Raw genomic sequence first — 14,823 nt, 5'->3', positions numbered from 1 at the left:
CTATATTCCTATATTCCTATATTCCTATATTCAGGTTAACTTCAAAACACCCGTTGTAAACTCATACTGTTTTTCTTTAGCCATGTTGATGATGCTTTATAATTAGGAAAAAAATGCTCAACGTGTTGCCAAAAAGCTTTACTGTGGTTTAAGTGACGTAAATGCGCTAACTCGTGAACAATCACATAATCAATAGCATGATAAGGGGCTCCGATTAAATGCAAATTAAATGTTAGCTCTCGCTTACTATTACAACTTCCCCACTTTCGCTTATAAATAGCTACTTTTAGACTCGTAGGTAATTCTTCACCCATTTGTGCGCAGAAGTACGCTAAACGCATTTCTATATATGCAGTTAGTTGCTCTTTTAAATATTCTTCAAGAAGATGCTGATATTTTTGCGAAGTATTTTTAACGCGCGAAGAGTGTGTAATAAGCAAGCTGTCGTTACAGTTTAGTACTTCGGACTTAGTACCTTGCTTAAATTCTATGTTTATAATGCTATCAAAGATTAAAATTTGTTTGTCTTTGAGCGGGTTCTGTCTGCTATCAGCAATATTGTGCTGTTTAGTTAATTGAGCATTTACCCACACCTGCTTATCAAAAAGCCATTCTTGGATGTGTTTATTACTAACAAATTGAGGGGCATATACAGTCACCTTCTTGTTATGTACTTTAATGGCAACCGTTTTACGTTTTATACTTTTCTTTAACTGATATTCAAACACTTTCATACTCATTAATGATATTGCTACGAGAAAATTCACCAGCAATTAATAAAACCAAATAAAGTGTAATTTTCGCTTAGTTAAGCCAATTCATTAGTTTTATTAAGGTTACTCGATAGAAACTTAAATATGACCATATAAATCTAACTTAGTCCTGTGACAGGCAATACATTAGAATAAAAAACACCAACTAAAAAACTAATGCCTGATAAATAAAAGAAAACTAAAAGTAATAAATTCGTTATTTTAATCACTTCATTGAATTAACAGTTTATTTATTAATTAATTAGATTAAACTTGATAAATAAAGATTATATTTTGAGCCATTATGTTATCAGCTTTTTTTATCACAGACCAAGATCCTAGCTTAATCATTAATGGCGTTTACGATCCTCTATTAGTTTCAATGTCATTGCTAATTGCTATTTTTGCAGCCTTTTTCACCATTCGGCTTATAGAGCTCGCAAAAGAAACTCAATTTCCTAGCTACCAACGTTTAGCAAATGTGACCGCTGCTACTGTTTTTTCGGCTGGTATTTGGAGTATGCACTTTATTGGTATGCTTGCCTTTTCACTGTGTACTAATATTGATTATGATCCAACAATCACTCTCCTTTCTTTTATACCAGCATTTATAGCATGTCAGTACGCTGTATCAATGCTAGTAAATAGTAAAGGGAATCTAAAAGTATTGTCGATTTGCTCTGTGTTACTAGGAGCCGGCATTGGCACTATGCATTATAGCGGCATGGCTGCAATGGACCTTGCTCCTTTACTTAGATATGATCCATTGATTTTTGCGTTATCAATCATTGTTGCTGTAGCCCTCTCCTTTATAGCCCTTTACAGTCGCTTTAATCTTGAGCGTTTTTTACCCTCTTTATCACCTCTTCAAAATAACTCAATTAGCGCTGTTATTTTAGGGTGTGCTGTTGCTGGTATGCACTACATGGGTATGGCCGCTACACGTTTTGTAGCTACATCGCCACTAATCTATGATGATGCTAATGCAACCGCAGGACTAACTTTTATCGCCATTGCAGTCGCCACAGCAACTATCGCGATTACAAGCGTGGTTGGTGTAATAAATGGTATGGTTCGCTATCGCATGCTACTTGAGGAGAAGTCGGCAAAAGAATCCCGTCTAAATGCTATTTTAGGTACCGCTATAGATGGCATTGTTACCATTGACCATGCTGGTATTATTTTAAGTTTTAATGAAGCCGCTAGTAAAATTTTTGGCTGGCAAGAAAACCAAGTTCAAGGCAAAAACGTAAAAATGCTAATGGACGATAACATTGCCAAGCACCACGACGAATACCTCTTAAATGCTCACAATGTTGATCTAGGTAAAATAATAGGCATAAACCGTGATGTATATGCAAAACACATGAACGGACATGTTTTTCCTATTCGCTTAGGTATAGGCGAAGTAAATCAGCCGGGCCATAACCCTTTATATGTTGGCTTTATCACCGACTTGACCGAACAACGCGCTTTGCAGCAAAGTTTAGAAGAGAAAGAACAAAAATACCGCTCTCTTATCGATAACATGCCCGGAGTAGCGTTTAGATGCAAGTTTGATGACAACTGGACTATGTTATTTATTAGTCCAAATATAATTGAGCTTACAGGGTATAACCCAAATGAGTTTACAGAGCATTGTATCGAGTTTAATGACTTGGTCTTGAAATCAGACCAAAAACAAATAGTTGATGAAGTCACTAAAGCTGTTGATGCAAAGTCTCAATATTCTATTGAATACCGAATTAGACATAGAAATGGCAAAATTTTGTGGTTGTTAGATAAAGGGAGTATCGACTTTGATGCTCAAGGCAACCCAAAGTGGATTGATGGTGTTTTAGTCGATATTACTGAACGCAAAGAATATGAAGAAAAACTAGAGCAAGCTAAATTTAAAGCTGAAGAAGCTGCTCATGCAAAGCAATCTTTTATGGCTAATATGAGCCATGAAATACGCACCCCAATGAATTCTATAATAGGTTTTAGCGATCTATTAATGGACACCCCACTTGATCAAGAACAACAAAAGCACTTGGTTACCGTAAATAATGCAGCGCGTTCATTGCTAAGATTGTTAAATGAAATTCTTGATTCTGCAAAACTAGAACGCGGTAAGCTCACCATTGAGCCAGTCCACTTTAGCTTAAAACCAGTGATAGACAGTATTATTTCTACTTTTTGGCTAGAAGCTAAAAAGAAAGATTTAGAACTTAAACTCCATATTAAAGAATCAGTAAGTTCTACGTACTACGGCGACCCAGATCGACTCAGACAAGTACTCACTAATCTAATTGGTAACGCGATTAAGTTCACCGAAAAAGGCTCTGTTACGGTCACCGTTGGCATGACACAAAATCAGCATCTGTTTTTTGAAGTGCAAGATACCGGAATTGGTATTGCAAAAGATCGTATTCAAGCTGTATTTCAACCTTTTGAACAAGCCGATGGCACTACTACTCGCCGCTTTGGTGGTACAGGCCTTGGTACAACCATAAGTAAACAACTTGTAGAGCTTATGGGCGGAACAATAAACTTAGTAAGTGAGCTAGGTAAAGGCACCTGTTTTTACTTTTCATTGCCGCTTACTTTAGGTGACGAATCTAAAATTGATTATTTTGATGGTCTACACACCCAACTGCCTGCACTTAGAGTACTAGTAGTTGATGATATAGAGCAAAATACAGAACTACTGTCTTTGCTTCTGTCACGCGATCAGCATTCAGTTACCAAAGCGTCAAACGGACTTGAAGCGATTAAAGTATTTGAAGAACAAGACTTTGATGTCATCTTAATGGATATACATATGCCCTTGTGTGATGGCATACAAGCAGCACAAAAAATAAGAGCAATAGAAAACCAAAGGCAGCTTAAGTACACGCCAATTATCGCGCTCACAGCAAGCGTATTACAGCAAGATAAGCTTACGGCTAAAAAAGCAGGCATGAATGGCTTTGCCAATAAACCCGTCGATATAAATCAGCTTAACCAAGAAATAGCGCAAGTGCTGGGGCTTGGTATTGCAAAAGAAATGGTTATATCGCAAAGCGATCCTAAAGCGCAGCATATAGATTTTGAAAAAGGATTAGCACTTTGGGGTTCTAAGTGTAAGCAACTTACAGAGATTACTAAGTTTGTTAGTGATAGTGATAAGCGGTTTGAGAGATTATTTAATGATAAATTATCAAACATAAAAGATGTCGATAGCCTCATTCACACACTCAAAGGTGTTGCTGGTAACTTAGGGCTAACAACGTTAATGAAGTTATTAACCGATTTAGAGCACAAGCAAAGTGATGCTAAAGTTATTAGTCTTTTAGACGATATCAAAAACGAACTACTTATTATAACGCAACTGCTGTCATCAAATACTTGCGATGAGCCAAATAGCAAGCCTAAAGATAATAGCTCAGACACTCTATCAATAGATGAGATTAAGCAATTGTGTGAAACACTTCATCAAGATGCGCAAAACGCAGAATTAAATGATGAACTACTCGCAAAGTTGCAACGCGGCGCACCTTCTACCTTTCAAAATGAAGTTGATGATATAGCCGAAGCCTTTGATGAATTTGATTTTGATAAAGCACACGTAATACTAGAAACCTTAATTGAAAAACTAACAAACAATGAGTATTAATTAATGGATTTTACGACAGATAGGCCACGGGTATTAATTGTTGACGATGAGCCTGCAAATCTAAAAGTAATGCGCGAAGTGTTAGGTAATCAATATCGTATGTCGTTTGCTAAATCGGGTGATGCCGCACTAGCACTACTTGAAAAAGAGCTACCTAAGCTAATTTTGCTCGACATAATGATGCCAGATATGAATGGCTTCGAAGTGTGCCAAATAGTTAAGAGAAATCCTAAAACATCACACATCCCAATTATTTTTGTAACTGCGCTTGGCGATGAAAGCGATGAATACAAAGGTTTTGAGTTAGGCGCAGTAGATTATATTACTAAACCAATAAGCCCTGCCATTGTAAGAGCAAGGGTTAATACTCACTTGTCGCTAGTACAAGCAGAGCAATTAAAGCAAGCTCATGTAGATTTAGTAGAACGTCTAGGCCGTGCAGCGGAATATAAAGACACCGACACGGGTGAACATATAGTGCGCATGAGCCAATACAGTAAAGTATTAGCGTTAGCACTAGGTATGGATGAACAACGAGCAGAACTTTTACGTCAAGCCGCCCCAATGCACGATGTAGGAAAAATAGGTATCCCTGACGCTATCCTACTCAAACCTGGAAAGTTAACCTCTGAAGAGTTTGATCATATGAAAGAACACGCCACCATTGGCGCGCAAATTTTAGCAAACTCATCATCTCCTTTACTACAACTTGCGCATACACTTGCAATTGAACACCACGAAAAATGGGATGGCTCAGGCTATCCTAACGGGATCAAAGGCGAAGAAATATCAGTTGAAGGTAGAATTGTTGCTATAGCTGACGTATTTGATGCACTTACCTCAAAACGCCCTTACAAAGAGGCTTGGAGCATAGAGAAAACAGTTTTGCATATGCAAGAGCAAGCAGGAACTCATTTCGATCCCGCTCTAATCGAGCTATTAGTAAAAAACTTAGACGATATTATTGCTATAAAAAATGCAAATCAAGAAAGCTAATTCTTTTTAGCACTGTGAGAGCCAAGCTCAACATTTGGGTAACAAGATTTTATATAACGATAGTCATGTGACGTAATTTCATGGCTATTGCCACTTTCATCTTTAAAGTACATAGAAAACGTTACACCATGATCTGCTAAAACTACTTTTATATTTAAACTCTCAAGATGAATACGCCATTGAATAAATTGATCCCCTGAGGCCAAAAATGCAATCCCTTTACTGCGCCCCTCTCCTTCAAACAATGCTAAACGAGAGGTTGAACAAGCATCCTCAAGCGTTAAAGGGCCTCGCCCATGCTCATTCCAAAAGGCAAGCTCTAGCACTACGCTAAAACCTAAAACCCGTTCATACCACTTAACGGCATTAGCTAAGTTATCAACATTTAAATGGCAATGATCAATGCCAGATAATTTCGGTATGCTTGTATTATTCACATTACTCACCAATTTCTGACTTTAATTGCTCTAAAAACTCATGCATATACCTTGTTCGTCTATTCGCCTCTGCTTTAGCTGATGGGGTATTCATACTATCGGCAATATGTAATAACTTTATGAAAAAATGATCAAGCGTGTATGTTTTATCATCAGCCTCGCGTTCAACACAAAAAGGGTCATTTGGGTTATATAATAACCGAGAAATTGAGCCACCAACTTTCATGCATCGGCTAACGCCAATAGCGCCCAACGCATCCATTCTGTCGGCATCTTGTACTATTTGCGCTTCAACTGTTTTAATTTTTATATTTGCGCTGAAGCTATGCGCTGCAATTGCATGATGAATCTCATCAAAAAGTGACTCGTCATAATTAATCGATTTTAAAAACTCCAATGCCTTATCAGCTGCCATAGTAGAGGCTTTTGCACGATCAGGGTGGTTTTTAGCCACCGCCACACAGTCGTGCATCCACGCTGCAGGTAATACTACTGACATGTTTGCCTGCTCCGCATTACATAACTGTATTGCAACACGCACCACTCGCTCTATATGAGTAATGTCATGAGCAACATCAGCATGCACTAAAGAGGCGATAAACCCTCTACATTGTGAGTTAAGTATTTCTAAATCAGGGCTTAAAGCGACGTCAGACAAAGTTAGGTTCCAAAAAGCTAATTAATCAATGAATTATCCGTACTTTACCGTGCTTTATGCCCCCCTTGCAAAACATTCATTGTATGTTGCTCCTTGCTTGACTAAAATACAGCGCTTATTTATTACTACTGAGAAGCCTTATGTCATCTGCCGTTTACCTACAAGCTGGTCGCGATAAATCATTAAAAAGAAAACACCCTTGGTTATTTTCAAAAGCCATCAAAAAAATTAAAGGTAAACCTGGATTAGGCGACACAGTAACGATTCACGACAGCGAAGGTAAGTTTTTAGCAACTGCTGCGTATAGCCCTCACTCACAAATTCGTGCACGTGTTTGGAGCTTTGACGAAAAAGAAGTCATCGATCAACACTTTTTTGAACGCCGTTTACGTCGCTCATTAGAAGCCCGTAGCCAAGTTATTGAAGAAGGCGGATTAACAGGGTTTCGCTTATGTGCTGCTGAGTCTGATTACTTACCAGGCGTTACAATAGATAAGTTTGACAACGTATTAGTGTGCCAGCTATTAAGCGCCGGTGCCGAGCGCCATAAAGGCGAGATTGTAGGCGCATTGATGTCTATTTTCCCCGGCTCTAGCATATATGAGCGTTCTGACGTAGATGTACGTACTAAAGAAGGCTTAGAACCAATTAAAGGCGCACTTTGGGGGAATGAACCAAAAGAGCCTGTGCTTATTGAAGAAAACGGCTTAAAAATCGAAGTTGATATAATTGAAGGTCACAAAACAGGATTTTACTTAGATCAGCGTGACAGCCGTGCTGCACTTGAGCGCTTCTCAAAAGGTAAAACTGTCCTTAACTGCTTTAGTTACACAGGTACATTCTCGTTGTATGCCCTGCGTGGTGGATGTGAGCATGTAACTAACGTAGATGTATCGCAACCCGCTTTAGATACAGCAAAACGTAATGTTGAGCATAATAACTTAGATTTAAACAAAGTGAGCTTTGTTAAGCAGGATGTATTTAAATTATTACGCCAATACCGCGACGAAGGTAGACAGTTTGATACCATCGTAATGGACCCACCAAAATTTGCTGATAATAAAGCGCAGCTAACGGGCGCGTGTCGTGGCTATAAAGATATCAACATGATTGCCATGCAAATACTAAAACCAGGCGGAACACTATTAACATTCTCATGCTCTGGTTTAATGGAACAAAACCTGTTTCAAAAAGTAGTAGCCGATGCAGCACTTGATGCAGGTAAAGACCTACTGATAATGGAGCGATTAAACCAGGCAGCCGATCATCCAATTGCTGGCAGCTACCCTGAAGGCTTTTACTTAAAAGGCTTAATCTGTAAGGTTTTTTAATATCTACTATTGAGTTTAACTGAATCGATTTAGTTAAACTGAATGATTTCAAGACCTGCTGTTACCGTGCCATCATCTTCTTTGCTGGCACGTATTACTTTTGCAGTTGCATTTAAAGGCGCAATACTTGGATGAGTCGAATCAATGTTCACCGTCAGTAAGGTATTAGGTTCAAGCAATTCATCTAAATGAATTGATAAACCTGTTGCACTTAAATCCACGCACTCTGCGGCAAAACTTAAACCAGCTATTGGTTCTATCGTTGTTAAATTTGCAGGAGTGTTAATCTGCATGCGTCTAAAATTTCGCTTATCATCAGTAAACATATGTTACCTCTAAACAACCGTGTTAATTTCTTCCAACAAAGCACCCACTGAAAATGGCTTTACAACATACGCGTTACAACCAGCATCAAACCCTGCTTGTTTTTCAGATGGGGACTCTAGGCCCGATACCATAACAACAGGAATATTTTTTGTTTCAGGTGTGTGCTTTAGCATTCGGCATGTATCATAACCATCAAGACCAGGCATACAAACATCAAGCAAAATTATATCTGGCGGACTCGCAATTGCTGACGCAAGGCAGCTTTGCCCTGAATCTGCGTAACTAACATCAAATTTCGACGCTAGTGCGGCTTTGAGCATTTCAAAATTAAAATACTCGTCATCTACCACTAAAAGTCGCTTTGTTTTATGTTCAATCGATGAGGACATAACTATGTCGCTTCCTTTTCAAAACAAAAATAAATCCTTCTATTAAGGTACTAAGCTTAATAGAAAATGCAAGTTTTATTCTATCTCTTTTATCGCATTAAGTACCCGCTTGGCTGAAATTGGGTAAGGCGTTCCTAGTGTTTGAGCAAATAGCGACACTCTAAGCTCCTGTTGCATCCAGAAAATAGCGGTTACCTCTTGTGGTATAGGTAACCCTTTAGGCGTTTTATTAACTACTTTTTTATACTCTTGCGCAACTTTATCTAGCTCTAGTACGCATAACCTATCACGATTTGGATCCACAGGCAGCTTTTCTAAACGTTTTTGAATCGCTTTTAAATAACGAATTAAATCCGCTATTTTATCTGCGCCATGCGCGCTCACAAAACCTTTAAATATAAGTGACTCAAGCTGTGACTTAATATCGCCGTGCGCAGTTATCATGGTTAAATCAACGCGCCCTTTCATTTTTTTATGCAGGGCATGAGCAATACTTAATACTTGCTCAACTTGCGTTGCAATCGATACAACGGCATCGCCCAGCTCACCGCGTATTTGCTCTTTTACTGTTTCAAATGCTTTTTCGTCGCGTATATCACCGTGTTTTACTAATAAGCTATCAACACCTGCGGCAATACAGTCATCAATTAAATCAGCTATTTTACCAAATGGGTTAAAGTACAAACCCAGCTTTGCCTTATTCGGTAAGTTTTGTTGTAAGTACTTAATTGGCGATGGCACATTTAATAGTACTAAACGGCGCAAACCTTGTTGATGTGCTTGCTGCGCTTTTGCTTCGCTATCAAAAAGCTCCACTGCAGCGGCTGATTTTTTATCCACCAGCGCAGGATATGCTTTTATCTCATATTGACCTTGTTTTTTAACGTATGAAGCGGGTAACTCACCAAAGTCCCATTGTGTTAGGTCTGACTTTTCAATGCCTTTATCGGCTACTTTAGACAGTGTTTCGGTTACTTCACCTTGCAGCTCTGCTTTGAGCTTGGCTAAATCAAGTCCTCGTGCAAGTAACTTATCGCTCTCATCACGTACTTCAAACTGTAATCGTAAATGCGGTGCTAATGCACTTAAATCCCATGCCTCGGGATCAACCCTCACACCTGTCATTCTTAATAAACGCGTGGCTAAAGCATCAATTAAGCTACCTTGCATTGGCTCAATAGCTGCCAGCACTGCATCAGCATAGTTTGGTGCTGGCACAAAATTACGACGAAGCGATTTAGGCAATGACTTTATAAGCCCACTTATTAGCTCATGCCTAAATGCAGGTATGTGCCAGTCAAAACCACTTTCTTGCACTTGATTCAACAGCGCTACTGGTATTTGTACCGCAACGCCATCAACTGCTTGGCCTGGATCGAAATGATAAGCAAGCGGCAATATAATATTGTCTTGCTGCCATGTGTCAGGGTAGTCAAACTCAGTGATATTACTTGCACCATGCTGCATTAGATCTTCACGAGTCATGTGTAGGTAATGCATATTTTGTTGTTTTTGTGTTTTATACCATTTTAAAAATGCAGCGCGGTTATTAATTTCTTTGGGTATTTTTTTATCGTAAAACTCAAATAACGTTTGCTCATCAACTAAAATATCACGACGACGTGACTTATTTTCCAGAACTTGAATATCTTCTATTAGCTCACGGTTAAACGCTAAAAAGCCCTCGTTTAAGCCCAGTTCTTGCTCAACTAATGCAGTGCGCACAAAAAGCTCTCGACTCACTTTAGGGTCTATGTTGCTATAAACACAGCGGCGTTTATTTACAACAAGTAAGCCGTATAAAGTTTGCTGTTCAAACGCGATTACCGCACCTGGCTTTTTCTCCCAATGAGGTTCTGTGTAACTACGTTTAACTAAGTGCTGTGCTAATGGTTCTACCCAGTTAATGTCTATTTTTGCATTTGTGCGGGCATATAACTTACTTGTCTCTACCAACTCCGCTGACATGATCCATTTGGGGCTCTTTTTAAATAAACCTGAACCCGGAAAAATATGAAACTGACTATTACGTGCGCCTTTGTATATTTGTTTTTCATCTTTAAAACCAATATGGCTTAGCATCCCGCTTAACAACGCTTTGTGAACAAGTTCGCCATCAGCCGCTTGGCTGGTTGCTTTCATGCCCATTTCGTTACACACAGTACTTATTTGATAAACAATATCTTGCCATTCACGCAGGCGCATATAGGCTAAGAAGTCTTTTTGACACAGCTTTCTAAATTGGCTATTAGTAAGCTCGCTTTGCTGCTCTTCTAAGTAATTCCATAAGTTTAAAAAAGCGATAAAATCAGAATCTGGATCATCAAAACGACCGTGCTTTTCATTGGCAGCAGCACGTTTTTCTTGTGGGCGTTCACGTGGGTCTTGAATAGACAACGCCGCTACAATGATAATCACTTCACGCAATGCGCCAAGTTTATGGGCTGTTAGCACCATTTTTGCTAAACGTGGGTCAACGGGTAGTCGACTAAGCTCCCTGCCCGATTGCGTTAGGCTGGTTTTACTATCGCGTTTAGCTGGTTTTACCGCTTGTAGCTCTTCAAGCAATGTTAGGCCATCATTAATATTGCGGCTATCTGGCGCTTGTACAAACGGAAATTGCGCCATATCACCAAGCCCTAGCGCCAACATTTGTAAAATAACAGATGCAAGATTAGTACGTAGTATTTCAGGGTCGGTAAACTCTGGGCGCGATAAAAAATCATCCTCAGAGTACAACCTAATACAAATACCCGCTTCAACACGTCCACAACGACCCATACGCTGATTAGCACTTGCTTGCGATATAGGCTCTATTGGTAAGCGCTGTACTTTTGTACGATAGCTGTAGCGACTTATACGCGCAGTACCTGGGTCTATTACATAACGAATACCCGGCACGGTGAGTGACGTTTCGGCTACGTTAGTCGATAAAATAATATGACGACGAGAATGCGGCGCAAATATACGGTTTTGCTCTGCGTTAGATAAACGCGAGTAAAGTGGCAATACATCGGTGTGTTTTAAATTACGCTTGCTAAGTGCATCTGCGGTATCGCGTATTTCACGCTCACCATTTAAAAATATGAGAATATCGCCAGGGCCTTCAGCACACAGCTCATCAACGGCATCAAAAATACCTTGTAGCTGATCGCCTTCCGCTTCCATATCATCTTTATTAATATCAGTAATAGGGTTGTAGCGCACATCAACAGGGAAAGTACGACCCGATACTTCTATAATGGGCGCATCATCAAAGTGCTTTGAAAAACGCTCAGGATCGATAGTCGCTGAGGTAATTATTATTTTTAAATCAGGGCGTTTTGGAAGCAGGTTTTTTAAGTAACCTAAAATAAAATCAATATTTAAACTACGCTCATGCGCTTCATCAATAATAATCGTGTCGTATTGATTTAAAAAACGGTCTTGCTGAATTTCAGCCAGCAAAATACCGTCAGTCATTAATTTAATATACGTATTATTAGATACCTGATCGCTAAAACGAATTTTAAAGCCAACTTGCTGGCCAAGTTCACACTTCATTTCTTCAGCAATACGATTAGCCACAGTACGCGCTGCTAATCGACGTGGTTGCGTATGACCAATTAAACCATCAACACCGCGACCAAGCTCTAAACACATTTTAGGTATTTGCGTTGTTTTACCTGAGCCCGTCTCACCGGCAATAATAACCACTTGGTTATTTGCAATGGCGTCTTTAATTAATTCCTTTTTTTGACTTACCGGCAATTGCTCAGGGTAAGTCACTTTAGGGAGGCCAGCTAAGCGTTTATCGCGTAATTCTTGGCTACGGGTTATATCAGCCGCTATTTTTTCAAGCGCGTTGGCATGCTTGTTTTCATCCGTTATTTTTTTTACGCCATGTAAGCGTTTTTTGAAAATGAATTGATCTTTTTTTAAGCACGTTTTTAGCTCGCCAAACAACTGACCTAGGTTTACCACCCGCATACCTTATAAAATTAGTTAAAGAGCCGTAATTGTATCAAATTAAACGGCTGGGGTTAATCCTACAAAATGCATAACGCGGGGTTGTTTGTTATATAAACGCTGCTATTGAACTAAACTGTGAATAATAAATTTATTTTAAACAATTATTTTCAGGGCTAACTACATTGAATAAATTAAATGACGTTGACTTATTCGTCACTAAAAATGCCCACGTAGGTCGCTTGCGTATTCGATTTACTTGCCCGATACATGCCAGAGGTATTAAACGGTAAGCTAATATTACCCTTTGTATCAATAATAATTACGCCGCCAGTGCCGCCAATAGGCTTAAGCACACCGTTTATAACTTCATCCCCTGCCTCAGCAATGGTTTTACCTTGGTACTTAACTCGCGCACATATATCGCTCGCTACATTATAGCGAATAAAGTATTCACCATGCCCTGTTGCCGATACCGCGCACGATTCATTTTCAGCAAATGTTCCGGCCCCAATTACCGGCGCATCCCCCACACGACCATAACGTTTTGCGGTCATACCACCTGTTGATGTACCTGCCGCTAAATTACCATTTTTATCAAGCGCCACTGCGCCAACCGTGCCCATTTTGTAAGAGTTAGGTAATGCTTTGTGCGCGGCTTGGTACTCTTTACTGGTTGCTTTGGCTTTATCTAATTTTTGTTTTGCTTTTAAAAGCGCTTTGTAACGAGGCTCGGTATCAAATAAGTTATTTTCGACAAGCTCAACACCTTGCTCTTTAGCAAACTCTTCAGCGCCTTGCCCACTAAGCATTACGTGTACAGAGTTATCCATTACCAAACGCGCTAAGTTAATTGGGCTCTCAATATGCTTTACACCCGCAACTGCGCCTGCTTCACGGTTTCGACCATCCATTATGGATGCATCAAGCTCATGCCCGCCATCGTAGGTGTATACCGCTCCACGCCCTGCATTAAAATAAGGGGATTGCTCTAATACTGCAATTGCTGCAATTACCGCATCTAAGCTTTCGCCGCCTTGGTGTAATACTTTATAACCTGTCTCTACTGCTTGCGTTAATTTGGCACGATACTCTTTTTCTTGAGCGGGTGTAAATCGTGCTTTTTCAATTGTCCCTGCCCCACCATGAATCGCAATGGCAAAAGGAGTCTCTGCAGCTACTGCGCTATTACTTAAAGCAACAAAGCTGCTCGCAAAAATCGCTAATAATGGTGTTTTCATAATGAGTTCTTTTATGGGGAAGTTATAAACTAATGTGAATGGTTACGGACTTAATTTCAACTAAAGTGAGTTTAATGGCATAAAAAAAGCGCCTTAAGGCGCTTTTTAAAATTTTACGTGTTTGTAATTAAGCTTGTTTAGCTTTTAAACGCGCTAAACGTGCTACTTGGTGAGTAGACGTTAAGAACGAGTAAATTGGTGCTAAGTAACCACGTTTACGAAGCTCTAAGAAATCAGCATCGCTTAACTCGTTTAGTTTTTTCTCATCGATAAGGTAAATACCGTTGATGTCTTTTTTCTCGCCTTTAATGTCTACTGTTAGCGTTTGCGCAATTAGTAGCTCTTTATCAGCAAGGAATTTAGTGAACGCTTCAGTTACTTGAGAAAACTCAATAAATGATACTAGCGCTTCTTTACGACGTTTTAGGTAATCTGTTTCTTCGCCGTTTTCAAATAATGCATTACCTTCGTCTTCACCAACAAGCGCACTTGCTTCGTCAATTACGATACCGTATTGATCTTGATCTGGGTGTTTAACTAAACCCAGTGGGTAACGAGTAGATGCCATAGGTGCAAATGCTGCAGTCCATTTACCATCTTCTACAAAAAGGTTTTCGCCTGGCTCTAAGCCAAACATAGCAACTGCTTGAAAAGTGCCTGTTTCGTTATTTTTAACGAATGACATTGGAAACTCGTTTGCTACACGTGCAAACTCATGTGCAACTACTGGCACTAAGTGTTGAGTTTTCATGAATTCTACATTGATGCCGTTTTGAATTTTAGTGTTGGCATGTTTTTCGTTGTGTAAAGGCTGTACTTGTTGCTCCGCCATGTTACTGCTCCGTTTATTTTAATTTATATGTTTCATTGTTAATGCCTTTAGGCTAATGCTTTTGAGCTAAAAAAGGAAGGGAAACTTTTATGACAACAACCATGAAAAAATAAAATTTAACTAAATCTGAACGTTGCTAAAAAACATACAGCTCAAACTCATAAATTTTGTTCAAAAACAACACACTTTGTGGTTGATTTTAATACAAACCAAAGTTATTCATTAACATTGGTTAACAGTTCAAAGCTATTTTTTGCAGTGTTTAGGCTTAAATT

The 14,823-nt window shown here is 39.3% G+C and carries 11 protein-coding genes; 3 read left to right on the top strand and 8 right to left on the bottom strand.

Annotation, left to right across the window (positions count from 1 at the left end; genetic code table 11):
- Positions 1–41: 41 nt before the first annotated feature.
- Positions 42–740 carry a M48 family metallopeptidase gene (locus tag H5160_RS08600; protein WP_182737220.1) on the bottom strand — a complete coding sequence of 233 codons (699 nt, stop codon included), beginning with the start codon at positions 738–740 and terminating at the stop codon, positions 42–44.
- A gap of 316 nt (positions 741–1,056) precedes the next feature.
- On the opposite strand from H5160_RS08600, the gene H5160_RS08595 reads away from it, so the two are divergent.
- Positions 1,057–4,389 carry an MHYT domain-containing protein gene (locus H5160_RS08595; protein ID WP_182737219.1) on the top strand — a complete coding sequence of 1,111 codons (3,333 nt, stop codon included), beginning with the start codon at positions 1,057–1,059 and terminating at the stop codon, positions 4,387–4,389.
- Between the two features lie 3 nt (positions 4,390–4,392).
- Positions 4,393–5,385 carry a two-component system response regulator gene (locus tag H5160_RS08590; RefSeq protein WP_182734241.1) on the top strand — a complete coding sequence of 331 codons (993 nt, stop codon included), beginning with the start codon at positions 4,393–4,395 and terminating at the stop codon, positions 5,383–5,385.
- On the opposite strand, the gene H5160_RS08585 is transcribed toward H5160_RS08590, so the two are convergent.
- Together H5160_RS08585 and H5160_RS08580 are read right to left on the bottom strand one after the other, a co-directional pair.
- Positions 5,382–5,822 carry a VOC family protein gene (locus H5160_RS08585; RefSeq protein ID WP_182734239.1) on the bottom strand — a complete coding sequence of 147 codons (441 nt, stop codon included), beginning with the start codon at positions 5,820–5,822 and terminating at the stop codon, positions 5,382–5,384. The two genes, H5160_RS08590 and H5160_RS08585, sit on opposite strands and share 4 nt — an antisense overlap.
- A 1-nt stretch (position 5,823) precedes the next feature.
- Positions 5,824–6,480: an HD domain-containing protein gene (locus tag H5160_RS08580; protein ID WP_039487345.1), complete on the bottom strand. Its 657-nt coding sequence runs from the start codon at positions 6,478–6,480 to the stop codon at positions 5,824–5,826.
- 140 nt (positions 6,481–6,620) lie between these two features.
- Here H5160_RS08580 and H5160_RS08575 point away from each other — a divergent pair, with 140 nt between their 5' ends.
- Positions 6,621–7,811 carry a class I SAM-dependent methyltransferase gene (locus H5160_RS08575; RefSeq protein WP_002961441.1) on the top strand — a complete coding sequence of 397 codons (1,191 nt, stop codon included), beginning with the start codon at positions 6,621–6,623 and terminating at the stop codon, positions 7,809–7,811.
- Positions 7,812–7,840: 29 nt separating this feature from the next.
- On the opposite strand, the gene H5160_RS08570 is transcribed toward H5160_RS08575, so the two are convergent.
- The 5 genes from H5160_RS08570 to H5160_RS08550 form a co-directional block, all read right to left on the bottom strand.
- On the bottom strand, positions 7,841–8,137 hold the full coding sequence (locus tag H5160_RS08570; protein ID WP_007581065.1) for a PilZ domain-containing protein: 297 nt from the start codon (positions 8,135–8,137) through the stop codon (positions 7,841–7,843).
- A 9-nt stretch (positions 8,138–8,146) separates the two neighbouring features.
- A complete protein-coding gene (locus H5160_RS08565) occupies positions 8,147–8,527 on the bottom strand; it encodes a PleD family two-component system response regulator (protein WP_024597850.1) in 381 nt (126 codons plus the stop codon).
- 75 nt (positions 8,528–8,602) lie between these two features.
- Entirely contained in the window at positions 8,603–12,490 is a 3,888-nt protein-coding gene (hrpA, locus tag H5160_RS08560; protein WP_182737217.1) for an ATP-dependent RNA helicase HrpA, read from the bottom strand.
- 194 nt (positions 12,491–12,684) lie between these two features.
- Complete coding sequence (locus H5160_RS08555; RefSeq protein ID WP_029752414.1) at positions 12,685–13,716, bottom strand: isoaspartyl peptidase/L-asparaginase family protein; 1,032 nt, start codon at positions 13,714–13,716, stop codon at positions 12,685–12,687.
- 127 nt (positions 13,717–13,843) lie between these two features.
- Positions 13,844–14,548: a SapC family protein gene (locus H5160_RS08550; RefSeq protein ID WP_024597622.1), complete on the bottom strand. Its 705-nt coding sequence runs from the start codon at positions 14,546–14,548 to the stop codon at positions 13,844–13,846.
- Between the last annotated feature and the right edge of the window lie 275 nt (positions 14,549–14,823).

The sequence above is a fragment of the Pseudoalteromonas sp. SG43-4 genome (assembly GCF_014164325.1).
In the GTDB taxonomy this organism is placed as follows: domain Bacteria; phylum Pseudomonadota; class Gammaproteobacteria; order Enterobacterales; family Alteromonadaceae; genus Pseudoalteromonas; species Pseudoalteromonas distincta.
Note: the sequence above shows the minus strand (reverse complement) of the source record. Positions and strands in the feature narration are given on the sequence as shown.